The 23,010-nt window shown below is 63.9% G+C and carries 23 protein-coding genes and 1 pseudogene; 11 read left to right on the top strand and 13 right to left on the bottom strand.

The features are described from left to right. Positions 1 to 23: 23 nt before the first annotated feature. Entirely contained in the window at positions 24 to 1,454 is a 1,431-nt protein-coding gene (gene glnA, locus ACFLEY_RS25770; protein ID WP_060912381.1) for a type I glutamate--ammonia ligase, read from the bottom strand. A gap of 126 nt (positions 1,455 to 1,580) precedes the next feature. After that, entirely contained in the window at positions 1,581 to 1,763 is a 183-nt protein-coding gene (locus ACFLEY_RS25765; protein WP_028171775.1) for a hypothetical protein, read from the bottom strand. Positions 1,764 to 1,999: 236 nt separating this feature from the next. On the opposite strand from ACFLEY_RS25765, the gene ACFLEY_RS25760 reads away from it, so the two are divergent. Then, on the top strand, positions 2,000 to 2,362 hold the full coding sequence (locus tag ACFLEY_RS25760; protein ID WP_060913116.1) for an SPW repeat protein: 363 nt from the start codon (positions 2,000 to 2,002) through the stop codon (positions 2,360 to 2,362). Positions 2,363 to 2,426: 64 nt separating this feature from the next. Here the strand turns inward: ACFLEY_RS25760 and ACFLEY_RS25755 are convergent, their stop codons facing one another. Further along, positions 2,427 to 3,755 (bottom strand): MFS transporter, encoded by a 1,329-nt coding sequence (locus tag ACFLEY_RS25755; RefSeq protein ID WP_060912380.1) that lies wholly within the window; start codon positions 3,753 to 3,755, stop codon positions 2,427 to 2,429. A 392-nt stretch (positions 3,756 to 4,147) separates the two neighbouring features. Between ACFLEY_RS25755 and ACFLEY_RS25750 the strand changes: the two genes are divergently transcribed. Beyond that, positions 4,148 to 4,381 (top strand): DUF2171 domain-containing protein, encoded by a 234-nt coding sequence (locus ACFLEY_RS25750; RefSeq protein WP_060913115.1) that lies wholly within the window; start codon positions 4,148 to 4,150, stop codon positions 4,379 to 4,381. A gap of 95 nt (positions 4,382 to 4,476) precedes the next feature. Continuing rightward, the gene (locus tag ACFLEY_RS25745) at positions 4,477 to 6,756 is read left to right on the top strand and encodes a ComEC/Rec2 family competence protein (RefSeq protein WP_396604240.1); all 2,280 of its coding nucleotides are present in this window, start codon (positions 4,477 to 4,479) and stop codon (positions 6,754 to 6,756) included. A 9-nt stretch (positions 6,757 to 6,765) separates the two neighbouring features. Here the strand turns inward: ACFLEY_RS25745 and ACFLEY_RS25740 are convergent, their stop codons facing one another. From ACFLEY_RS25740 to ACFLEY_RS25705, 8 genes are all read right to left on the bottom strand, one after another. Further along, on the bottom strand, positions 6,766 to 7,707 hold the full coding sequence (locus tag ACFLEY_RS25740; RefSeq protein WP_060912379.1) for a GAF domain-containing protein: 942 nt from the start codon (positions 7,705 to 7,707) through the stop codon (positions 6,766 to 6,768). A gap of 224 nt (positions 7,708 to 7,931) precedes the next feature. Beyond that, positions 7,932 to 8,363, bottom strand: a complete 432-nt coding sequence (locus ACFLEY_RS25735) for a hypothetical protein (RefSeq protein WP_028171781.1) — start codon at positions 8,361 to 8,363, stop codon at positions 7,932 to 7,934. Between the two features lie 193 nt (positions 8,364 to 8,556). After that, positions 8,557 to 8,757 (bottom strand): hypothetical protein, encoded by a 201-nt coding sequence (locus tag ACFLEY_RS25730; protein WP_060912377.1) that lies wholly within the window; start codon positions 8,755 to 8,757, stop codon positions 8,557 to 8,559. A 286-nt stretch (positions 8,758 to 9,043) separates the two neighbouring features. Next, positions 9,044 to 9,739 (bottom strand): transcriptional repressor LexA, encoded by a 696-nt coding sequence (lexA, locus tag ACFLEY_RS25725; RefSeq protein WP_011087594.1) that lies wholly within the window; start codon positions 9,737 to 9,739, stop codon positions 9,044 to 9,046. Between the two features lie 175 nt (positions 9,740 to 9,914). Continuing rightward, the gene (glp, locus tag ACFLEY_RS25720; RefSeq protein ID WP_028171783.1) at positions 9,915 to 11,126 is read right to left on the bottom strand and encodes a gephyrin-like molybdotransferase Glp; all 1,212 of its coding nucleotides are present in this window, start codon (positions 11,124 to 11,126) and stop codon (positions 9,915 to 9,917) included. Positions 11,127 to 11,349: 223 nt separating this feature from the next. Beyond that, a complete protein-coding gene (locus tag ACFLEY_RS25715; protein ID WP_038967214.1) occupies positions 11,350 to 11,568 on the bottom strand; it encodes a hypothetical protein in 219 nt (72 codons plus the stop codon). 165 nt (positions 11,569 to 11,733) lie between these two features. Continuing rightward, positions 11,734 to 12,360: an HAD family phosphatase gene (locus tag ACFLEY_RS25710; RefSeq protein ID WP_060912376.1), complete on the bottom strand. Its 627-nt coding sequence runs from the start codon at positions 12,358 to 12,360 to the stop codon at positions 11,734 to 11,736. Positions 12,361 to 12,374: 14 nt separating this feature from the next. Beyond that, positions 12,375 to 13,508, bottom strand: a complete 1,134-nt coding sequence (locus tag ACFLEY_RS25705; protein WP_011087591.1) for an alpha-hydroxy acid oxidase — start codon at positions 13,506 to 13,508, stop codon at positions 12,375 to 12,377. A 305-nt stretch (positions 13,509 to 13,813) separates the two neighbouring features. Here ACFLEY_RS25705 and ACFLEY_RS25700 point away from each other — a divergent pair, with 305 nt between their 5' ends. Continuing rightward, on the top strand, positions 13,814 to 15,151 hold the full coding sequence (locus ACFLEY_RS25700) for a S41 family peptidase (RefSeq protein WP_011087590.1): 1,338 nt from the start codon (positions 13,814 to 13,816) through the stop codon (positions 15,149 to 15,151). A gap of 73 nt (positions 15,152 to 15,224) precedes the next feature. Here ACFLEY_RS25700 and ACFLEY_RS25695 read toward each other — a convergent pair whose 3' ends face one another. Both ACFLEY_RS25695 and ACFLEY_RS25690 read right to left on the bottom strand, forming a co-directional pair. After that, positions 15,225 to 15,440 carry a hypothetical protein gene (locus tag ACFLEY_RS25695; protein ID WP_060912374.1) on the bottom strand — a complete coding sequence of 72 codons (216 nt, stop codon included), beginning with the start codon at positions 15,438 to 15,440 and terminating at the stop codon, positions 15,225 to 15,227. A 167-nt stretch (positions 15,441 to 15,607) separates the two neighbouring features. After that, entirely contained in the window at positions 15,608 to 15,871 is a 264-nt protein-coding gene (locus ACFLEY_RS25690; RefSeq protein ID WP_060912373.1) for a hypothetical protein, read from the bottom strand. Between the two features lie 492 nt (positions 15,872 to 16,363). On the opposite strand from ACFLEY_RS25690, the gene ACFLEY_RS25685 reads away from it, so the two are divergent. From ACFLEY_RS25685 to ACFLEY_RS25655, 7 genes and pseudogenes are all read left to right on the top strand, one after another. Continuing rightward, complete coding sequence (locus tag ACFLEY_RS25685; protein ID WP_060913113.1) at positions 16,364 to 17,569, top strand: OpgC domain-containing protein; 1,206 nt, start codon at positions 16,364 to 16,366, stop codon at positions 17,567 to 17,569. Continuing rightward, positions 17,566 to 17,979: a DUF1622 domain-containing protein gene (locus tag ACFLEY_RS25680; RefSeq protein WP_082757022.1), complete on the top strand. Its 414-nt coding sequence runs from the start codon at positions 17,566 to 17,568 to the stop codon at positions 17,977 to 17,979. The genes ACFLEY_RS25685 and ACFLEY_RS25680 overlap by 4 nt, the downstream gene beginning before the upstream one ends. After that, a complete protein-coding gene (locus tag ACFLEY_RS25675) occupies positions 17,957 to 18,811 on the top strand; it encodes a Spy/CpxP family protein refolding chaperone (RefSeq protein WP_082757021.1) in 855 nt (284 codons plus the stop codon). Before ACFLEY_RS25680 ends, ACFLEY_RS25675 begins: the two co-directional genes overlap by 23 nt. Positions 18,812 to 18,834: 23 nt before the next feature. Then, the gene (locus ACFLEY_RS25670; protein ID WP_060912372.1) at positions 18,835 to 20,784 is read left to right on the top strand and encodes an FAD-binding oxidoreductase; all 1,950 of its coding nucleotides are present in this window, start codon (positions 18,835 to 18,837) and stop codon (positions 20,782 to 20,784) included. A gap of 3 nt (positions 20,785 to 20,787) precedes the next feature. Beyond that, positions 20,788 to 21,490, top strand: a pseudogene (locus ACFLEY_RS25665) (iron reductase). A 119-nt stretch (positions 21,491 to 21,609) separates the two neighbouring features. Beyond that, positions 21,610 to 22,266: a class III cytochrome C family protein gene (locus tag ACFLEY_RS25660; RefSeq protein WP_249162920.1), complete on the top strand. Its 657-nt coding sequence runs from the start codon at positions 21,610 to 21,612 to the stop codon at positions 22,264 to 22,266. A gap of 26 nt (positions 22,267 to 22,292) precedes the next feature. Beyond that, on the top strand, positions 22,293 to 22,883 hold the full coding sequence (locus ACFLEY_RS25655) for a hypothetical protein (RefSeq protein ID WP_129557628.1): 591 nt from the start codon (positions 22,293 to 22,295) through the stop codon (positions 22,881 to 22,883). Positions 22,884 to 23,010: the final 127 nt, after the last annotated feature.

The following is a 23,010-nucleotide window of genomic DNA, read 5'->3' as shown; positions in this document are numbered from 1 at the left end:
TGCGGTCCCGGCGTCATCCCGTTCTAGATGTCGTAATACAAATGGAACTCGTAGGGATGAGGTCGCAGGCGGATCGGGTCGACCTCCTTCTTGCGCTTGTAGTCGAGCCAGGTTTCGATCACGTCGGCGGTGAAGACGTCGCCGCGCAGCAGGAATGCGTGATCGCGCTCGAGCGCGTCGAGCGCCTGGTCCAGCGATCCTGGCGTGGACTTCACCTCCTTCGCCTCAGTAGGCGGGAGGTCGTAGAGATTCTTGTCGATCGGGCTGCCGGGGTCGATCTGCTTGTCGATACCGTCGAGGCCAGCCATCAGCATTGCCGCGAAGGCCAGGTAGGGATTGCAGGACGGATCCGGCGAACGAAACTCGACGCGCTTGGCGCGCGGATTCGGCGAATACATTGGGATCCGGCAGCAGGCGGAGCGATTGCGCTGGGAGTAGACGAGGTTGATCGGAGCTTCATAGCCCGGCACCAGACGCCGATAGGAATTCGTCGTGGGGGCGCAAAGCCCGCACAACGCCCAGGCGTGGCTCAATAGCCCGCCGATATAGTAGCGGCCGAGCTGGCTCAACTCGGCGTAGTCACCTTTATCGTAGAACAGATTTGTCTCACCCTTCCAGAGCGATTGGTGAACGTGCATGCCCGAAGCGTTGTCCTCGAACAGCGGCTTCGGCATGAATGTCGCGGTCTTGCCGTGCTGATGCGCGGTGTTCTTCACCACGTATTTGTAGATCATCAGGTTGTCGGCCATCCGGGTGAGGGTGGTGAAACGCATGTCGATCTCGTTTTGGCCGCCGGTTGCGACTTCATGGTGATGGGCCTCGATCTGGATCCCCAGAGATTCCATCGTCAGCACCATTTCGGTGCGCAGCGCCTGCATGCTGTCGGTCGGGGGAACGGGAAAGTATCCCTCCTTCGGGCGCGGTTTGTGGCCGAGGTTCGGCCCTTCCTCAGAGCCGGTGTTCCAGCTGCCTTCGCTGGAGTCGACTGCGTGCATGGCGTAGTTGATGCCCTGTGCGTAGCGCACCTCGTCGAAGACGAAGAACTCCGCTTCCGGGCCGAAATAGCTCGTATCGGCGCGCCCGGTGCCCTTAAGGTGGATTTCGGCTTTCTGGGCGATGTAGCGGGCATCCCGGCTATAGGACTGGCCGGTCACGGGGTCGCGGATGTTGCAGATGAGAGCCAGCGTTTTGGCCGGACTATAGGGGTCGACGAATGCCGTCGTCGGATCGGCGACGACCAGCATGTCGCTTTCCTGGATCTCCTGGAAGCCTCGGATCGATGAGCCATCGAATCCAATGCCCTCATTGAGTGCATCGGCACTCACCGCGCTCGGGGGGACGGAAAAATGTTGCCACACCCCCGGCAGGTCGGTGAACCGCAAATCGATCATCTGGACTTTCTCGTCCGTGATCGCCTTCACGAGGTCTTCGGCTGTCGTACATTTCGCAACCATGGCTTCGCTCCCAGGTCAGCGTCCCGAGATCGCGTAGCCGTTCGGCCGCAACCTAGCGGCTCGCGACGGACTGTGATCCACGTTCGGCGTTGTCGCCGCAGTCAGGCAAGCTTCGCGCGACGGCAGTCAGCTTTGATGCGGCCCGCGCATCAGCTTCATCGCGTCTTCGATGTGCCGCCAGGTTTTTGCCAATTCGAGCTCGCCCTTCTGCTCGAGGTCGATGGCGTTTTGAGCGGCCTCCGCAATGGCCTTGGGGCCATGGGCTTCCAGCAACTGCCGCGCATAATCGTGGATTTCCATTTCTCGCATGGCGTCATCTCCCTCTTGTTCTGGGCGCGAACCGGGTGGGCCGAGAACGGCAGACATTGACACCTGTCAAGCGCCGATAGTCTGCATCCTGGTGCGCCGCACTTGCAAGGGCCCTTTCCGGGGCATGGGCGGCCGGATGGGGCGCCGGCTCCTGGTCGCGGCAACACAGCGCAGGTCGGAGGGATGATTCTTCATCGGTGCGCCCCCACATAAATACGAGAAGGGAGGTGAGCATCATGCGCATCCAACATTGGCAAGACGCTGGTAGCCTGTTGGTGGGCGTGTGGCTGGTCCTGTCGTCCTTCGTCCTCGGCTTATCCGGGGCTGCTGTCTGGATCACCATCGCACTCGGGCTCGGCGTCATGCTGTTTGCCGTGGAGGCCTTTGTCGTCCCGTCCTACCTGGAAGAGTGGGGCGAAATGCTGCTGGGCTTGGCTCTGGTGCTGGCGCCTTGGTCCATTGGCTATGAGCCGGTATCGGCCACGGTCAGCAGCGTATTGTCGGGCCTATTGGTGATCTTGCTCGCTGCTTGGGAATTGATAACCGATCGCGACTTCAGCACCTGGTGGCACGATCACTGGCCTCACCGCGCCGGCTGAGACGAGAGGTTGCCGGCTTCTCTCCGACCGCCATCGGCTGGCGGCCGGAGGAGAGGTGGTTACGTTACAATGCGGCTCTGGGCTCGATCGGTTGCCAGATGCTGATCTTGCGAGTCTCCGGCATCAGGAAGACCGCAAGCACGAAGCACACCGCAGGCACCGCAATCGGGTAGATCAGCGCGTAGCCGATGCTGCCGGTCGCGGCGAATGCCGCCGAGGTGATGAACGGCACCAATCCGCCACCCCAACCGTTGCCGATGTGGTACGGCACGGAGACCGACGTGTACCTGATCCTGGCGGGGAAGAATTCCGCCAGAAACGCGCCGACCGGCCCGTACACCATCCCGACGTAGCAAACCAGGATGAAGATGATGAAGATCGCGGTCGGATAGTTGATGTTGCCGGGCTGCGTGACCGTTCCCAGCCACAGATAGAGCGGATAGTACGTGATCGCAGCGAGCAGCATGCCGCCCAGGATCACCGGCTTGCGGCCGATCTGATCCGACAGCCAGCCGAAGAAGATCAGGCTCGGCGTTGCGATCAGCAGCGCGGCTCCCACGATGTAGGCCGAGGTCAGCGCATCCACCTTGGAGACCTGCTGCAGGAAGTACAGCGCCCAGAACTGGCCGCTGTACCAGACCACGCCCTGTCCGATCAGGACCACGATCGCGATCCCGATGTATTTGATGTTGGAGCTGAGGAAGGCCTCCTTCCACGGATTCGTCGTCATTTGGCCGCGGGCCCTGATCTCCTGGAAGATCGGCGTCTCCTGGAGCTGGAGCCGAATGTAGATCGCGATGGCCACCAGCAGGAAAGACACCAGGAACGGAACGCGCCAGGCCCATTCGTCGAAGACCTGATTGCCGAACCAGGTCCGTGTCAGGACGATCACGGCCAGCGACACCACGATGCCGAGAGTCGGAGAGGTCTGTAGCCAGCCGGTGTAGTAGCCGCGCTTGTCGTCCGGCACATGCTCCGCGACATAGGTGATGGCGCCGCCATATTCGCCGCCCAGGCACAGACCCTGGATCATGCGCAGGCCGAACAGAAGGAACGCCGCCGTTAGACCGATGGACTGGTAGGTCGGGATCAACCCGATTGCCCCCGTACCCAGTCCCATTCCGCTCAGCGTGATGAGGAATGTATATTTTCGTCCGACCCTGTCACCCATCCATCCAAAGAGGAAGGCTCCCAGCGGGCGGATCAGGAAGCCCGCAGTGAACAGAGCGATCGTGCTGAGGAGGGCTGCAACCGGGTGGGATTGCTCGAAGAACTTGACCGACAGAACGGCGGCCAGGCTGCCAAAGATATAGAAATCATACCATTCGATGACGTTTCCCACCGATGCAGCAACGATCACGCGGCGGAAATCGTGCGGTACTTGAACTGCCATGTGCTGCTCCTATCAAACTCAAACCCACTCCTCGCGCATTTCAGCGCCAGTTCGCTCGCGGAGTGCGTTTGGTGTGCGACGCTACAGGCGAGAATTGCGAGTTGCGTCCGCAACGCCTGGTCTCAGAGGAACCTTGAACCACCTGAGAAGAGCTTCGGCGGCCTTCGGTACCGCGAGCTGTCACGACCTGGCCCGTCTGTGCGGGGGAGGCGTGGAGAGCAGTTTAGTCCTGCCAAGGCCGGCCCCTTATGAGACTTTCGGCTCAATCGACCCGAACCCAGGCTGCCCCCGTCCAGAGACAGAACAGTCGCCCATCGCGCCGGGCGGTCGTGTCACGAATGAACGGAAAGGACCTCTCGGGCGTTGTGTGGGTCCCGAGCGAGGAGCCCGCCATGCAGAACATTGCAGAGCATATGGAAGTCATCGGTGCCGACGGCGTCCACATCGGCACCGTCGACAAGGTCGAGGGCCATCGGATCAAACTGACCAAGAAGGACAGCGGCGAGGGCAGCCACAGGAGCCATCATCACTTCATCGACAAGGGCCTCGTCGCCGGCGTCGAGGGCAACAAGGTCCGGCTGTCGGCCAAGGCGGATGTCGCCGTGACGATGGAAGAGGAAAAGTAGGGCTCGATCGAGTTCGTTCCTGATCTGTACCGCTATTCGCCGCCCTGCACGTTCCGGTAGCTTCGGCCTCCGTCGCGTATCGCAAGGTGCAGGGAATGGCGGAGCCGGGCCGGCCAGCACGGTCCCAAGGGATTGCGGGGACCTGGCCCGTTGGCCGGGCTGCTCCGGCCGGCGGCTTTGCGCCGGCGGGATTTGGCGCCTGGCCCGCACTCGTCGAGACACTGCGCGGATGGATGCGCGCCGAGGCCGGCGCCGGGCGGCTGTTGCCGTGGGTGCCTGTGGCCTTCGGCAGCGGGATCGCGCTCTACTTTGCGGCCGATCACGAGCCGGTGCTGTGGGTCGTTGGCGCGACGGCCACCGCGCTCATGCTTGGCGCCGTCCTGTTGCGGCGGAGCCGGCTGTTCGCCCCCGCGATCATGATCGCGGCGATTGCGGCCGGTTTTGCCGTGGCGACCTGGAAGACGGCGCGCATTGCTCACACCGTTCTCGCAAAACCGCTCTATTCGGTGTCGTTGTCGGGCTTCGTCGAGACGCGCGACATCCGCGAGCGCACCGACCGTTTCGTGCTGCGTGTCGCCGCGATGGAGGCGCAGCGGAGCGAGGTGAAGCTGGAGCGCGTGCGCCTCTCGGTGCGCAAGGGGACTGCGCCGGAGGTCGGCAGCTTCGTGCAGTTGAAGGCGCGGCTGATGCCGCCGATTTCGCCGGTGCGCCCCGGCAGCTACGATTTCTCGCGCGACATGTTTTTCCAGGGCATCGGCGCCTCCGGCTTCGTGATGGGGGCGATCACGGCAGCGGTGCCGCCCGATGCCGGTGGCTTGCGGCTGCGCTATGCCGCCTTCATGCAGGGCCTGCGCGATGCGATCGACGCGCGCATCCGGGCAACGCTCGAAGGCGACAATCGCGCGATCGCGACGGCGCTGCTGACGGGGCGGCGCGACGCGATCACCACGCCCGTCAACGATGCCATGTTCATTTCAGGGCTGGGCCATGTGCTCTCGATCTCCGGTTACCACATGGCGGTGGTCGCCGGCGTCGTGTTCTTCGCGGTCCGCGCGCTGCTCGCTCTGATTCCGGGATTGGCGGTCGGCTTCCCCATCAAGAAATGGTCGGCGGCTGCGGCGCTGGTGGCCGCCGCATTCTATCTGCTGCTCTCGGGCGCGGAGGTCGCGACGCAACGCTCGTTCTTCATGACCGCCGTGGTGCTGATCGCCGTCATGGTCGACCGACGCGCCATCACCTTCCGCACGCTGGCCGTGGCCGCGTTGATCGTGCTCGCGGTCGCGCCCGAAGCGCTGGTGCATCCGAGCTTCCAGATGTCGTTTGCGGCAACGCTGGGGCTGGTTGCGCTGGTGCAGATCGGCATGCCGAACCTGTTCGCTTCGCCCGATCATTCGGCGACCGCGCGCATCGCGATGTGGGGCGGCCGCGAGATCGCGATGCTGTTTCTGGCCTCGCTGATCGCGGGGCTTGCGACCACGCCCTATGCGGCCTTCCACTTCCACCGCGTCACCCCGTTCGGCGTGCTTGCCAACCTCGGGGCGATGCCGGTGGTGTCGGCGCTGGTGATGCCGGCGGGACTGCTCGGATTGCTCGCGGCGCCGTTCGGGCTCGACGGCGTGTTCTGGTGGCTGATGGGGATCGGCATCGACTGGATGGTCGCGGTCTCGCGCTGGGTGGCCGCGCTGCCGGGCGCGGTCGGCCGCATCCCGGCGTTCGGCATTGCGCCGCTGATCGCGGCGAGCCTCGGGATCATCGTGATGGGCCTGCTGCGCACGCCCTTACGCTGGTCAGGCGCGCTGGTGCTGTTGGTCGCGATCCTCTGGGGGCTGGCAGGCCGGCAGCCGGATATTCTGATCGCCGGGGACGGCCAGAGTGTCGCGGTGCGGGGCAGGGACGGGCACCTGCAAATGATCCGGGCGAACAAGGACGGCTTTCTGCTGAAGGAGTGGTTGGCTGCCGACGCCGATCCGCGCGATGCCGGTAGTCCCTCGCTCGCCGCCGGCGTGTCGTGCGACGAGGCCGGCTGCGTGACGCCGCTCGCCGACGGGCGCCTGGTCGCGCTGGCCTTGCGCATCGACGCTCTGGCGGATGATTGCAGCCGCGCTGCGCTGGTGGTGACGGCGCGACCGGCGCCACCGGATTGTGTGGCGATGGTGGTCGACCGGCAGCGACTCGCGGCGCAAGGCGCGCTCGCTCTGACACGGCGCGGCGACGGCTTTGCGGTTCAGGCGGTGAAAGCGAGAGGCACCGATCGTCCGTGGTCGCCGGCGACCGCCGGCGAGGGCGATTTCAGCGTGAGCCTTGCGCCGCAGGCGGCAGCCCCCCGTAACCGGGACGCGACGCCGTCCGAGGCCGACCTGCAGGCCGAGGATTGAGCGGACGGCTTACAGGTACCAGGCCAGCACGGCTTCGAGCCCGGCACTCCCTATTACCGGCAGGGCCACCATCTGGCTCAGTCCGATTGCGCGGGCCTCCGCGGCTGCGGCCGAGCCGTCGTGCCCGAGATCGTCGTTGAGCGCGGGCATGCCGGTGGCCCAGGCTCCGCCGATGCTGCCGTCGCCCCTGGCGATAGATTTGTCCGCATAGAGCGCGGCAAGGTCTGTCTGCGCGCTGCAATCGCCAGCGCGAAAGACCAGTGCCGAACGGGCCTCGTTCGGCACCCAGATCTCGAAGCGTCGCGCAATCGGCGTCGCCTGTGCGGAGAGGAAAGTCAGCACCCAGGTCTGGTCGGTGCCAGTCCGATAGGGCACGCCGACGCCGAGATTGATCCCGACCTCGGCGGCGTCTTCCCAGCGCAGAAAACTCCTGGCGTTGTGCAGGTCCTTGATGATCAGCGGCAGGCCCGCTTTCCAGGTGCGTCCGGGCAGGCCGAAGCCGCGGGGAAACCTGGTGTGGCGGGAGTTGAATTCGAACATGTCGGCGGTGCCATAGTAGCCGTCGACGAGCCCCATCTCGTGGGAGCTATCGGGATCGTTGTGCCAGAGCTCGATTGCGCCGACATGCGCCTCGTCGTCGCCGCAGAACAGCACCATGACGGCGTGCAAGAATTCGCCTGAAAACACCGGCACCGCCACGCCACAGGTGAGGCCGGCCGCGAGCGCCTGGTCGGTCCGCTTGAAATAGGAGTTGGCGAATTTGGTGAGGATCACGGGATGGCCGCTGGCCCAGGCCTTGCCGGGAAGGCCCTCGTCGTATCCGAAGCGCAAGTCCTCGCTCACGGCCTTGAACGCGGACAGCCCTTCGCCGTAGAGGCCGCCGCCGAATTCCAGCCGCATGCGCGTCCGGTCCGGCACCCAGAGTTCAACGACGCGAATGAAGGTTTTCATCGAACGTGTCCGCCGCCTCAAGCCTTTGACAGCATCGGCGATCTGGCCGCGGAACGGACGTTCAAAATTCAGGCAGGGCCGCGCAAACTTCGTGCGATGGGCAGGTGCGAGCCTGATCTCGGCGGATTGGATTCCGGAAGACGCAAATCATACCATCTCGCCGGCCACGGCCGGCGATGGCAATTTCAATCCCGGCCCCGACCTCTGCGCCGGGGGGAGGTACATCAGCCGATCGGCAGGCGTGTGATCGTCGGCCTGTCGGCGATGATCTCCGGCTTGTGTTCACGCTCGCCGGCCGGCTGGGTCACCGGCAATTGCAGCACGGTCGCGCGCTGGCCTTCGACGAGTTGCGTCACGAGTACGTATTTGCCGTCGGGGAATTCGATCGCGTCATGATGGCGATCGGGAATGTGCGGATCGATCTTGCCGAACTTGCCGACGCGGGAGTTGATGGTGCGCGTCCAGATCCAGCGATTGTCGTAGCGGACGTTGTCGGCGAAGGCGAGCTCCGTCCCCGGCAGCAGGCAGACCGCGACGGACATGTCGGCCTCGGAGGCGAAGCCGCGCGTCGAGGTGCCGCGGAAGGTGGTCGTGACGATCGTCTCGCCGACTTGTGCGGGACGCGTCGCGACGGCATGCAGGCTGTAGTCACACATCGGGTGCTCCTCATTCAGGGATAGCGACCCGCGCCTCCTTCGGAGGCACTGGCCTCTATCAGAGTGGAAGCATGTTAGCGTCTTCTTGGTTGTAGGCAAATCTGCGGCTTGGGTCCGCAGGCTGCCATCACAATATCTTTTTCAAATGCCTCAGGAACAAAAACCGCTTCCGTGCATTTGGCGTGCGTCTCCGTCAGCGACCTGCAGGTGCCGACCAGCCCGAATATTGCCAGGCGGGTTGCGACGGCTGCGCGACGGCGTTGCGGGCATTGCGCAATTGCTCGCTCGTCGTCTGCGTTGCCTTGCGGGCATGGTGCGACGGTGCGGCGAAGACTTGCGACGCGGATGCTGTGATCAGCGCCACCGTGACGGTGCTCAAAACGATCTTGCGCATTGATTGTCTCCTCGATCTCCAGGGCCACGAAGCGATGAGGGCTTCGTGCTGCGTCGCGAGGATGTAGCGCTAGAGAGGGGCCGGATAATCTGAGCAAAACCAGAAAGACTATCCAGCTGGAGCGGACAATCGTCGCTCCAATCGTCAACGCGCGGGTCGCCAACCGGCGGGCCGCGCTTTAGGTGATTGTTTGAGCATGATCTCCGCGCAAGCGCGTCCTGCGCTTGTCGCGAGGGAAAACCGCTGCGCACTTTGTGCTAACGCGGCCCTCCAGTCCGGATCACGCTCAGTACTTCCGGTACAGGCCGATCAGCTTGCCCTGAATCTTCACCCGGTTGGGCGGCAGGATGCGGACCTCATAGGCCGCATTGGCGGGCTCGAGCGCGATCGAGGCGCCGCGGCGGCGGAAGCGCTTCAGCGTCGCTTCCTCGTCGTCGATCAGCGCCACCACGATGTCGCCGGTGTCGGCGCTCTCATTGCGCTGGATCAGCGCCATGTCGCCGTCGAGGATGCCGGCTTCGACCATCGAGTCGCCGCGCACTTCGAGCGCGTAGTGCTCGCCCGAGCCGAGCATGTCGGGCGGTACGCTGATGGTGTGGCTGCGGGTCTGCAACGCTTCGATCGGCGTGCCGGCCGCGATGCGGCCCATCACCGGCACCGCGACGGGGCGTTCGCCCTCGTCCGCGCTGGAGCTCGCTCGCACCTTGCCGAGATTGCCCTCGATGACGCTCGGAGTGAAGCCACGGCGGTTGCCGGCGGCGGCCTGCAGCTCGGGCAACTTGATCACCTCGATCGCGCGGGCCCGGTTGGGCAGGCGCCGGATGAAGCCGCGCTCCTCCAGTGCGGTGATCAGGCGATGGATGCCTGACTTCGAGCGCAGGTCGAGCGCGTCCTTCATCTCGTCGAAGGAGGGCGGCACACCGCTTTCCTTCAAACGCTCGCTGATGAATCGCAGAAGCTCGTATTGTTTGCGCGTTAACATCTCGACCAAATCCCCCGGTTGATGTCGTTCGATTCCGAGACGGTGAATTCAGCGGCGAGCCGCCAGATGCTCGAAACAAATCATGAACGGACACTATATGTTCGATATGTGTTCCGCAACTGCTTAATTTACCGTGAACGCGACAAAGTTCGCGGAACGCGCAGGACCAGTGCGTTCAGGCGGGCAGTCGCAGCACCTCGCAAGGCGCGCCTGCCTCGACCTTCGGCGCGAACGGCGCGCGCACGAGAAGTGCCTGCGCCGCAGCGAGATTCGCAAGCAGCGAGGAATCCTGATGATTGACGGGAAGGGCGACAAGCATGCCGTCGTCGCGCCGCTCCAGGCGCGCACGAAGATAGTCCTCGCGCTGGTCATTGGCACCGACATCGCGGCCGAGCACGGCGCGCTCGCGACGATGGTGAATCACGGCGCGGCCCGACAGGGCGCGAATCAACGGAACCATGAACAGGAAGCCACACACATAGGACGACACGGGATTGCCGGGCAGGCCGATCACACCCATCGCCCCTAGCCGGCCGTGCATCATCGGCTTGCCCGGCCGCATCGCGATCTTCCAGAACGCCATCGCAATGCCTTCGGCCTTCAGCGCCTGCTGGACCAGATCGTGGTCGCCGACCGAGGCGCCGCCGATCGTGATCAGGATGTCGGCGCCGCTCTCTCGGGCACGGCGGATGCCGGCTGTGGTGGCCTCCAGCGTATCGGCGGCAACGCCGAGGTCGATGGTATCTGCGCCCTCCTGGCGGGCGAGGGCGTGCAGGGCATAGCCGTTGGAATAGACGATCTGGCCGGGGCCCGGCGTGGTGCCCGGCATCACCAGCTCGTCGCCGGTGGCGAGGATCGCGACCTTCGGACGGCGGCGGATGGGCAGGTCTGGATGGTTCATCCCGGCGGCGAGCGCGAGGTCGCGCTCGGTGAGCCGGGTTCCCTTGCGAAGGAGCACGTCGCCCTCGCGGAAGTCGACGCCGGCGGGCCGGATGTGCCGACCGGCGATAGCGGCTTCCTTGATCGTGATGCGCTTGCCCTCGGCGACCGTATCCTCCTGGATCACGACCGCGTCCGCGCCGGCGGGAACGACGCCGCCGGTGAAGATTCGTACCGCTTCGCCGGCGCCGACCGCTCCCGCGAACGGCCGGCCCGCCGCGACCTCGCCGATCATGGTGAGCTGCGCGTCGACCCTGGCCGCATCGGCTGCGCGCACGGCGTAGCCGTCCATGGCCGACATCGCCTCGGGCGGCTGGGTACGCCGCGCCGCGACGTCGCGTGCGAGCACGCGGTGGTAGGCCTCGTCGAGGGGAATCATCTCTTCAGGCAGCGGCTCCGCGCCGGCCAGCACCGCGGCGAGCGCGTCAGAAACCGGCATCAAGGCCACGGCGAAACTCCTGCTCGGAAAGTCTGGACGAATGGGCGGCAAGAGTTCTAGCCGAGCGCGGGCGATGAAGCAAAATGGGACCGGATCAGGATTTATCCTGCTTGATCCGTCCAGTCATGAGGGACCGTCAGCTCTGCCGCGGCATGATCTGACGGACGAGAAAGACGGGAACGAGCGTGGCCATGGCAAGGACGACAATGACGGGAGCCACGGCCAGCATCGGTCATCGACCGGTCTGGCGGTCCGGACGGAGGTCCGGCGCCACGTCGGGAGCCACGTCAGGGGGCTTGGGGCCTTGATCCTTGTCGGGCAGCGGATCGGCCTGGGATTTCAGGTCGGCGGCCTTGCTGATCAGCTTGGCGGAGAGGTCAGAATCCGAAGTCGTTCTGGCGAATTCGAGCAGAAGAGAGGCTTGTTTGGTGAGGTAGGTTTTGCCCAACACGATGATACGTCCGTCTGTAGAAGTCCCAACGGACTCAAGAGTCCGGAAGCGGGCATTCCGTTCCCGGAACTCTGTATAAAAATGTACAAAGCGATTTGGTTCCTCATTTCGGCTAGATCGGTTCCGGGAGCTCCCCGGTTTCACCCGCCAGCCGATGCGTCTCGATCAGATTCCCAGCGCCTCGAGCGCGTCGCCGACATCGCGGGGCGAGGTCACATGCACCGCGGTCAATCCGCGCGCTCGCGCTCCCTCGACGTTTTCGGCGAGGTCATCGAAGAACACGATGCGCCTGGCGGGCACACCGATGGCCGCCACGACATGGTCGAACGCCGCCGCGTCCGGCTTGCGCAGGCCGATGCTGGACGACAGGTACAGCTCGCGGAAATGGCCGAGCAGGTCGGCGTATTCCTTCGAGAAATGGTCGACATGCGGCTGGTTGGTGTTGGAGAAGGCGTAGAGCGGCATCTGCTTCGCCGCACGCGGCAACAGCTCCGCGACATCGGGCATTTCACCCGCGAAGATCGCGTTCCAGCCCTCGAGGAATTGCGCATCCGAGATGCCGATCCCGAGCGAGGCCCGTAGCGAGGCGAAATACTCCTCGTCGCTGATCTTGCCGACCTCGTGCAGCCGATACGCCTCGCTGTCGCGCACATAGCGCGCAACGATTGCCTCCGGCTTGCAGCCGGCGTGTCCCGCCCAGCAGGCGATCGCCTTGGAGAAATCGATGTCGAGCACGACGCGCCCGAGGTCGAACAGAAGCGCATCCGCGCTGCCGGGAGAGAGCGAGGTCATTGCGTCCTTTCGGATCAGTACCGGTAAGGTTCGTGGTCGAACAGCGGGAACGCGCTGAACACGCTCGGCGTGTTCGTCGCGGTGGCCGGATGCAGGCAGGACTTGTTGACCTCGGCGAACGAGGTGGCGCCCAACAGGCCGAGGCAGCGCAGCACCTCGTCCTCCAGAAGCTCCAGCATCCGCGTCACGCCGGCTTCGCCGGCCGCCGCCAGCGCCCAGCATTGCAACCGGCCGATGCCGACGAGGTCGGCGCCCGCCGCGATCGCCTTGACGATGTCGGTGCCGCGGCCGAAGCCGCCATCGACCATGATCTTGGCGCGGCCCTTCACGGCCTCGACGATCTCAGGCAGCACATGCATGGCGCCGCGGCCGTGATCGAGCTGGCGGCCGCCATGGTTGGAGACGTAGATCCATTCGACGCCGTGATCGAGCGCGATCAGGGCGTCCTCGGCGGTGGCGATACCTTTCAGGATCAGCGGAATCTTGAACTTGTCCTTTATCATCTTCACGGTCCGCCATTCCAGGCCTTTCTGGAAATCGCCGCCGGTGGCGCGCAGGCGGCTCTCGCGAACGTAGCGCTTGGCGATGTCACGTTCGCGACGGCTGTAATGGGCGGTGTCGACGGTCAGGCAGAAGGCGGCGTAAGCGTGCTTTTCGGCCCGGCTGACGACATCGGCGACGAAGGCGTCGTCGCCGCGCACGTAGAGCTGGTAGAGACGCAGCGCGTCGGGGGCGGCTGCGGCGGTCTTCTCCAGGCCAGGCTCGGACACCGAGCTCAGCATGTGCGCCGCCCCAAAGGTGCCGGCGGCGCGCGCGACGCTCGCGGCGCCATCCGGATCGAAGATCTCGAGCGCGCCGACAGGGGCGAGCACCACCGGCAGGCGCATCCTGCGGCCGAACTGCTCGACGGAGCCATCGACCTTGCGCACGTCGCGCAGCACGCGCGGGCGAAAAGCGATCTCGTCCAGCGCCATCCGGTTGCGGCGCATCGTGGTCTCGGTCTCGGCGGCGCCGACGATATAGTCCCAGGCATTCTGGTTGAGGTTGGCGCGTGCTTTGCGGATGAATTCGTGCAGATTCTGGAACGGCTCGCTGCTGGCGCCGAGTTCGACGTTCCTTTCCGGCTGGATGCGGGGTTTTTCGTTCATTATTATCCTCCCGAGAATTTGAAGCCTTGTTTCATCGCCTAACCCGTCCGGCTCTCCAAAACCATCCTAAAATCGCATAGCTGCGAGGCGCGGGTCGATCGACCGATTCCTGCTTTGCATGAAACGGTTTCGGAACGTTGCCAAAAGTTTAGGTCCGGGCGAAGGGATTTTTACGGTGTACCCGCCGGCGCGGCGTCCCGGCCTTGAAGAAACCAGAATGGTATTGTGAGAAGCGGGCTGGATCGCCATTTGCATGGCGCCTCCCAAGCCCAAGAGAACCGCCAAGCAAAAAGGCCAGCCTATCCATGCGGAAAACCCTGCTGTTCCCCCTGGGCGCGCTCACCGGAGCGTGTTTGACCCTTCTGGTAGCCAGTCCGCACGGCGGAGTATGGGCGGCACGGGCGGCGGCGGGCGCGGATGATGCCTATTCACAGCTCAACTTGTTCGGCGAAGTCTTCGAGCGCGTGAAGGCGAGCTATGTCGAGAAGCCCGACAACGCCAAGCTGATCGAAGGCGCGATCACCGGCATGGTGACCTCGCTCGATCCGCATTCGCGCTACATGAACGACAAGGCCTGGACCGAGATGCAGGAGACCACCTCCGGCGAGTTCGGCGGGCTCGGCATCGAGGTCACGATGGAGGAGGGCCTGGTCAAGGTCGTCTCGCCGATCGACGACACGCCGGCGTCCAAGGCCGGCATCATGTCCGGCGATCTCATCAGCAAGATCGATGGCGATGCCGTGCAGGGCATGACGCTCGAGCAGGCCGTCAACAAGATGAAGGGCCCGGTCGACACCAAGACCAAGCTCACCATCGTGCGCAAGGGCGCCGACGCCCCGCTCGACATCGCGATCACCCGCGAGATCATCCATGTGCGGCCGGTCCGCTTCCACGTCGAGAATGGCGACATCGGCTATATCCGCGTCACCTCGTTCAACGAGCAGACCACCGACGGTCTGAAGAAGGCGATCGCGGCGATCTCCAGGGAGATCCCGCAGGAGAAGCTCGCGGGCTATGTGATGGACCTGCGCAACAATCCGGGCGGCTTGCTCGACCAGGCCGTGTCGGTGTCGAGCGCGTTCCTTCAGCGCGGCGAGGTGGTCTCGACCCGCGGCCGCAATCCGGAGGAAACCCAGCGCTTCACCGCGCATGGCGGCGACCTCACCAAGGGCAAGCCGCTGGTGGTTCTGGTCAATGGCGGCTCGGCTTCGGCCTCGGAGATCGTCGCCGGCGCGCTGCATGACCACAAGCGTGCCACGATCATCGGCACGCGCTCGTTCGGCAAGGGCTCGGTGCAGACCATCATTCCGCTCGGCGCCGGCAATGGCGCGCTGGCGCTGACCACGGCGCGCTACTACACGCCGTCCGGCCGCTCGATCCAGGCCCAGGGTATTGCGCCCGACATCGAGATCCTCCAGGACGTGCCGCCCGAGCTGAAGGGCCGGATGGATACCATGGCGGAGTCCCAGATGCGCGGCCACCTGCAGGCTGCCGACGGCACCGAGCAGACCGGATCGCAGTCCTACGTCCCGCCGAAAGAGGAGGACGACAAGGCCCTGCACGCGGCCTACGACTTCCTGCACGGCGTCACCGCGAATGCGGTCGCGGCCAAGCCCGCGCCCAAGGCTGCGGTGCCGAACTAAATCTTACGACGTCCAGATAATCGCCCGGGAGCGGATGACCGCTCCCGGGCGAATTCGTTTTGAGGCTGGCGTGTCAAAGGCGGAGCGCCAGGATTTCGAATGTGACCGCTGTCGAAGCACCGAAAGCGGTGAATTGTTGCAATTGATCATCGACCGTGACGACGGCTTCGAAGATGTTCACGTTGCCATTGAGGGGGGGTGACGAGGCCTGGATGACACGATCTCCAACCTTGAGGCCCGGCGCAGCGACGGTGCCGGCCGATGACAAGCCGGTAACTGTGACCGACATATCCGGAAATCTGAGCCATCTTGCGCTCTTTCTTGGAACGAGTTGAACGGACCTCGTCTTACAATCAGTTCAAATCTCAGTCGACGGGTCTGATCAATTGCGAGCTTAGGACATAGGGCTCTGCGGTGATCCCGCGGCTCGCAAGCCGCGAGATCACAGCGCGATCGTCATTGCTCCTTCTTCGGGCCCATGTGATGCGGGACTTCCGTCTTCGGTCCGCCGCCGTAATGGTGGCTGCCGCCCGATCCGCTGGTCGATCCGCCGTCGCTCTCTTTCTTGCCCATGTGGTGCGGGACCTCGGTCTTGGGCCCGCCCGAATAGTGGTGGCCGTTCTTCTCATCGGTGGTGTTCGTCGTGCTCGTCTGCGCCAAGGCGGGCAACGCGACGAGCGACATGATCGCGGCAGCGACGATCAGCTTGCGGTGACTCATTCTGGTTTCTCCTGTTTGAACTTGTCGAGTTGGTGTCAATCAAGTCCCGGTGGCTTGACTGACAGGCAACCAAACCCGGAGCGCGATTGTCTAGGTTGAGCAAAATCAAATGTCGACGCGCGCACTTGCGTGCGCCGATGCGTGGATCGTCGAGTTGCAGCAGGCGACGGGAAGTATCGATCTTCTTACAGAAAAAAATTTGCATCGATCTCGCGAATTCAATGGCTTCATGTCGTGCCCTCGATCACTTGCAGTGCCGGCAAGAGGCGTTGCTGGAAAGATGGCGATGTCGATCGAATGACTCGAGGACGAGAGGCGTCTCAACTCATTACAAGACCGCGCGAAAAAAAGATTTGGCCGGTGCATCGCTCGAGTTTGATGTCCGTCAAAAGAGCATCAACGACGCCACCTAGCGTGCCGGCTCGCGAGTGGATAGAGCATCGCGGCGCGGTTGCGATCCGCAAACATCGCGCAAGAATGGGAAGCACGCTCTTGATTGACGAGACGATCCAGGTGGCCGGTCGGCCGCTGCAAGTTGCATTTCTGCTGCGCCGCCGGCTCTGGGAGACGATCATGATCAGATCGGTGCTGGCCAAGCCCCGGCGCGATGTCCGGCTGGATTTGTTTCGCGGTCTGGCGAACTGGCTGATCTTCCTCGGACACATTCCGAATTCGGTGCTGGTCTGGTTCACGACGCGCAATTACGGCTTCAGCGACGGCGCCGATCTGTTCGTGTTGATCTCCGGCTACACCGCGACGTTCGTGTTCGGCACCATGATGATGGAGCGTGGCTTCGTCATCGGGGCAACCCGGCTGCTGCGGCGGGTATGGCAGCTCTATGTCGCCCACCTTCTGCTGTTTTTCGTCTATCTCACCGCCGTGCATTACCTCGCGCACAGGTTCGACGACCTTCACCTGATGGATCAGTTCAACGTCGCGCCGCTGATGGACTTTCCCGTCGAGACGCTCTCGCAAGGCCTGGTCCTCAAGTTCAAACCGCTCAATCTCGACGTCCTGCCGCTCTACATCGTGCTGATGGCTGCGTTTCCCGTCGTGCTCTGGTTCATGTTGCGATGGCGGAACGCGGTGATGATCAGCTCGTTCGGTCTCTATCTGGCCGCCCGCCATTACGGCTGGAACTTGCCCGCCTATCCGGCCGGGGTCTGGTATTTCAATCCGTTTACCTGGCAACTGCTCTTCGTATTCGGGGCCTGGCTGGCATTGGGAGGGGCGACGGCAAGTCGCTGGCTGCTGTCGTCCCGCACGCTCCTTGTCATGAGCGGCGGCTTTCTGCTCTTCGCGCTTGTGATGACACTGGCCGAGCGAATTCCCGGACTCAGGGACTACTTCGTACCGAACGACAAGACCAATCTCAGCCCGTATCGGGTCATTCATCTGGCGAGCCTGGTGCTCATCGTCGTCTCGCTCGTTCCGATCGATTGGCCGGGACTGAAGTCGCCTTTCCTGCAGCCGTTGATTCGATGTGGCCAGCAATCCTTGCCCGTGTTCTGCGTCGGTCTCTTCCTTTCGTTCATCGCGCATTTCCTGCTCGATTTTGGATCGGAGGGAATCCCGGCTCAGCTCATCGTCGGAGCCGCGGGCCTCTGGATCATGACGGGCGTTGCCTACTACCGGACCTGGTCGAAGGGCGTGGACAGAAGCCGCTCGTCCGGGCAGGGCGGGGAGGCGGGCGAATGATAACTTCCGAGTTGATTTTCACCGAGGACGTGCAGGGCGTCATCCTGCATGGCCTGCACTGGACCGCATCGACGATCGAGCTGCTTGGCGTGGTGGTGATCGTGTGCGGCGTGGTTGCCGCAACGGTCTGGTCGTTGAACGAGATGCGGCGCGGTGCGCCTGCAGACGCATTTCGTTCCTATCGCGCGAACCTCGGTCGCGGCATCCTGCTTGGCCTCGAATTCCTGATTGCCGCCGACATCATCGGAATGGTCGCGATCGTGCCGTCGTTCGATCGGCTCGGCATCCTGGCCTTGATCATCGTGATCCGCACCTTCCTGAGCTTCTCGCTCCAGATTGAAATCGAGGGGCGATGGCCGTGGCGAAGGCATGACAGGGAGGTGAGCGATGCAGCACGCGGCGGCCTTTGACACCTCCGTGCGTAAGAGTTTCCGGCGCGTCGCGTCTATATGGCCTGACCCGCACTTCGCTGCCCTCATCGTCGACCTCGATGAGCAGACGACCATCCGAATCAAACCCTGGAGAATGACCATGAATCGTCCGAAGAAATTTGTCGTGAGCGCAGCCACCCTTGCCGTCCTCGTGCTGGGTTCCGGTGGACTGTCGTCCGCAATCGCTGCAACCGATCTGACACGCGTCGCGATGATGGACGACGACAAGATGTCGAAGATGCCCGCACCGTCGGATTCCAGCGGCAAGATGAATACGGGACAGCCATCGGGGCAGCCGCAGAACATGAGCGGCGGTCAGATGAACGACGACAAGATGAAGATGCCGCCGCAAGGCCAGATGCGGGACTGCCAGGGCGCCGGCTGCCAGGACAATTCCGGCATGATGCAGATGATGCAAATGATGGAGAAGATGATGCGCGGCCAGATGAGTTCGTCTGGCAGCAACGGCGCGATGAGTGGCCCGGCGGACGTGACCGAGCGGCTCGAAGGGCGGATCGCATTTCTGAAGGCGGAATTGCAGATCAGCGACAAGCAGGTTGCCGATTGGAATAATGTGGCGGATGCCTTGCGGTCGAGCCGGCAGCACCTGCTGGATGCGCGCAAGATGCTCGCGATGGATGACAGGCTGGGAAGCGCGGACCGTCTGGAGCATTACGAGCGGCACCTGTCCGAGCGCCTGGAGGCGCTCAAGGCGGCTCGCGTGGCCTTCACGCGGCTCTACGCGTCGTTGAACGAGAGCCAGAAGCAGACCGCAGACACGATCCTGCTGCCTCTGATTGCGTCGTTCTGAGCGCTGGAATCGAGAGCGAGATCATGTTCGGTCTGCCCCTTCGATGTCGAGCCGGCCTGTCTGCGCTCGTCGTCCTCACGAGCCAGCTTGTGGCGAATGCCGCGCTCGCATCGGACTTCGGCCTCGGCCGCGCGCATCCGACAGGGCAGGTCGCTCAGGGTTGGGAGCTGGCGCAGGCAGAGGACGACCACGCCGCACATCATCCCGCAGCGTCCGGCTCCGCAGGCGGTGCGGCCGGCGCGCCGCCCGGCGGCGCCACGCCGGGGATGATGGGTGGAATGGACGGCATGATGGGTCGGCCGCGCAAGGAGTTCTATCCGGCATTGATGGATATGCCGTCGCTGTCCGCCGAACAGCGGAGCAATCTGGAGATCCAGGCGCGCGAGCGGATCAGCGCGGAGACCGATCGCTTGGCAGGTGCTGAGATGGATCTGCGGCACGCCATTGCCGGGAGCGACATCGTTGCCGCGGATCAGGCGGCGCGTCGGCTTCGCGAATCCCTGAACGCCGTCCAGAGTGGCGTGGTCGCGCTGCGCTCGCTGCACGAGGGCAAGCCGCCGCAGCAAATCGCACAGGCCTGGTTCAGATCGCAGATGAACCTCCTGCCTCGGCAAGGCGCCATGGATGCGGATGACGGCACGCCAGGGGTCTCCTGGTTTCACGTCACGACCATGGCGCTGCTGGTGCTGTTCTCGCTCGCGATGCTTGCCGTCTACCTCGCGCGCATGCGCCGGGCGAACGCGCTGGTCGATCGGCTGACACGCGCTGCGGTCGCTCCGGCTGCTGCCGCGCCCCTCGTGTCCCCGCCGGCCGCCGGCGTGCCGAACGACAAGCCCGAGGCGACATCCTCCCAGGAGACAGATCGCCATCCGCGGCGGGTTGAGGCGAGCCGCTCCTGGAAGGGCAAGCTGAGGATCTGCGCGATCTATCAGGAGACACCGAACGTGAAGACCTTTCGTCTGCAAGCACCAGACGGCGGCGCGATTCCGTTTGCATTCCTGCCGGGACAGTTCCTGACCTATGCCATCGAGATCGACGGACAGGCCGTCAGGCGTTCCTACACGATCGCATCGTCCGCCGCCCAGACCGCCTATGTCGAGACCACGATCAAGCGCGAAGACGGCGGGCTTCTGTCCGACTACATGCATGGCCACCTGAAGGAGGGAGACCTCGTTGAAGTGGCGGGCCCCTCCGGCGCCTTTACATTCACGGGCGTGGAAGCCGACAGCGTCGTCCTGATCGGTGGAGGGGTCGGCATCACGCCGCTGATGGCGGCGATCCGGTATCTCTCGGATATTGCATGGCCCGGCCAGATCTACCTCGTCTATGGCGCGCAGACGACCGAGCAATTCATTTTCCGGGACGAGCTGGAATATCTTCAGCGCAGGATGAACAATCTGCACGTCGCGGCCACGATGGTGCGGGCCGCGGGCACGTCGTGGATGGGAAGCGAGGGGCAGATCACGGCCGAGTTCCTGACGCAGGCCGTGCCCGATCTCGCCAGACGACGCGTTCACCTGTGCGGTCCGCCCGGAATGATGGACGCGCTCAGAAAGACGTTGATCGGGCTCGGAGTGCCGCGCGAGCAGATCAAGACGGAGGCCTTTGGGCCGGCCCGCGGCGCCGTTCCACCTCCCGGCAAGGTCGCGGCCGAAGCGCAAATGCCGGCCGCCGAGGCGAGCAATCGAGGGGCTGCGACAGTCGGTCCTGCAACAGCCACCATTCGCTTTGCGACATCCGATAAGGTTGTGGCGCTGCCTCCGGACAAGAGCGTCCTGGAAGTGGCCGAGAGCGCGGGCGTTTCGATCGATTATTCCTGTCGGGTCGGGGTCTGCGGCGTCTGCAAGACGCATCTGTTGCAAGGAAACGTCACGATGGAGGTCCAGGACGCCTTGACCGCAGACGATAAGGCGAACGGTCTCATCCTGGCCTGCCAGGCGAAATCGGTCGGAGATCTGGTCGTCGAGGCCTGACATATGGACGGGAGAGAGCGCCTGATCGCCGACGTCGTTCTGGCGGCCCTGTTGCTGCTGGTGCCGGCTTTCCTGCTGCACTCCGACAGCCGGTTCGCAGGAAGCCTGGCGGGCTTTGTCCTCGGGGCCGGTGCGGCCGTGCTGATGGTTCTCCTTCTCGTCTATCCGATGACGAAATACAGCGTGGGTTTGAAGGTCCTGGTCACGCGATGCGTGTCGATGCCGACGCTCCTGGCGTTTCACGCCTATGCCGGAATCTGCAGCATTCTTCGCGCTTCTGCATACCGGTCACAAGTTTCAAAGTCCGCTTGGGATTGCCCTGGTGACCAGCATGCTGATCGTTGTCGTCACCGGATTTGTCGGGCGGTACTACCTGCCGCAAACCGCGATGGAGCTGCGCCAGCAGCAATCGCATCTGGCGACCTTGAGGTCGGCCTATGAGCACATTGCGTCGGCGATGTCGTCGCCCGATCGTGTGGTCCGTGAGGGGGACGCCGCGCCTGCATCGGCGTTGCCGAATGTGCCCGTGCTGCAACTCGTCGATGGCATTTCCGATCTCGAATCGGCGATCGGATCCAGCGAAGCAATCAAGAAGATCTTCCTGAAGTGGATCGGGCTGCATGTCATGGCGGCGATCGTCATGTATGCGCTGCTGGCGGTGCATGTGGCGGCCGAGGTCTATTACGGGCTGCGGTGGCTGGCGTGACGATCAGGGGCGTGCTCTACGCCGTGGTTGCGACACTGGCCGTCGCAAGCGCGGCCGTCGTATCGATCGCTCTCTATCGGGGCAGCTCCGAGCTAGTCCCGGGCTGGACGAGATTTGTGATGCCCGGGCCGCTGTCCGGGAAGCACGCTTTTCTGTCCGACAGATGCGAGAGCTGCCACACGCCGGTCAGGGGCGTCGACGCAGCGGCCTGTATCTCCTGTCACGCGCCTTCCGCCGCGGATCTCGCCAAGCGGTCGACGACGTTTCATGCCGCGGCGGGCACTCAATGTTCCGGCTGCCATCTCGAGCACATGGGCGACATGCGGCCGATCAGGATGGACCACGCGGCACTGCTGCAAGTCGCGGCGGCCGCCTCCGGCACGCAGTTGTTCGACCGGTCCGCAGCCGATCAATTGACTGCGGACCTGAAGGAGTTTCTCGGCCTGCCAAAGCCAGAACGGCGGGAAAAGGCTGCGCTCGACTGTGCCAGCTGCCACAGCAACCGGGAGCCGCACCGCGAATTGCTCGGACGGGACTGCGCAGATTGCCATGGGCTCGCGTCCTGGAAAATCGCCGGTTTCCTGCACCCCTCGCCGACTTCGAGGGACTGCGCCCAATGCCATCAGGCGCCGCCGAGCCACTACATGGGCCACTTCGTCATGATGGATCGGATGATCACGGGACAGGAGCACGCATCGGTCGATCAATGCTTTCTGTGTCACAGAACCGACTCGTTCAATGACATCAAAGGCGTCGGCTGGATGAAGCACCATTGACGGATTCGGTCACGCGACGGAGAGGGGTGCAATATATTACAGGGCTCGACGAAAGAAATCGGGAGCTGATTTCCGCGCCGCATCTGGCACGGCGCACGACTCTCATCGCCGTTCTTGCAATGTCGAAGCCGCGAGCGTCGTTTTCTGTTGGCCGTCACTGCAACCAGAGCTATATGTTTCCGGTCGGGACAGCAGGTGCAGGGATGATTGGCTTGCGAAAGCCAAGGCGAAGATGGTGGGGATGGCTTGTCGCCATCGCTTACCTGCTCGCGTCGATGACGCCGTCCCTCGCGATCTCGATCTCCCTCGACGTAGCGATGCAGTGCGACCATCCGAGCGATCAGGCTGGAGATGCGCATGAGCACGATCACGCTGGCGGATCGGCAGTACATTCGCATGACGTTGCGATGGCCGGGGATTGCGACGACGACGACCATGACCGGCCCGGCGAGCGGCATGCGACCTGCTGCGGCTCGGTGCTTTGCTTCAGCGCCGTGTGGCCGCAAGCTCCGGCCGTTGCGGAGTTCGTCGTGCCGCGCTCGCGCTGCGAAGCGCCGCCTGACGTGATCGGCGACGAAGGCACGTTCCGTCGCCACTACCGGCCCCCCATCGCCTGAGATAGCTCCTGAGAACCGGACTGCGTCGCTCCAGGTGCGAGCGCGGATCGACTCGTCTGCGAGAGGCACGTTGCCATGCGGATGACGACGATGCGCGCCAGGACCTCACACGCGGCGGAGTGACGGC

The organism is Bradyrhizobium sp. YCK136 (assembly GCF_044570075.1).
GTDB lineage: Bacteria > Pseudomonadota > Alphaproteobacteria > Rhizobiales > Xanthobacteraceae > Bradyrhizobium > Bradyrhizobium diazoefficiens.
This window is presented reverse-complemented; position numbering and strand designations above follow the sequence as displayed.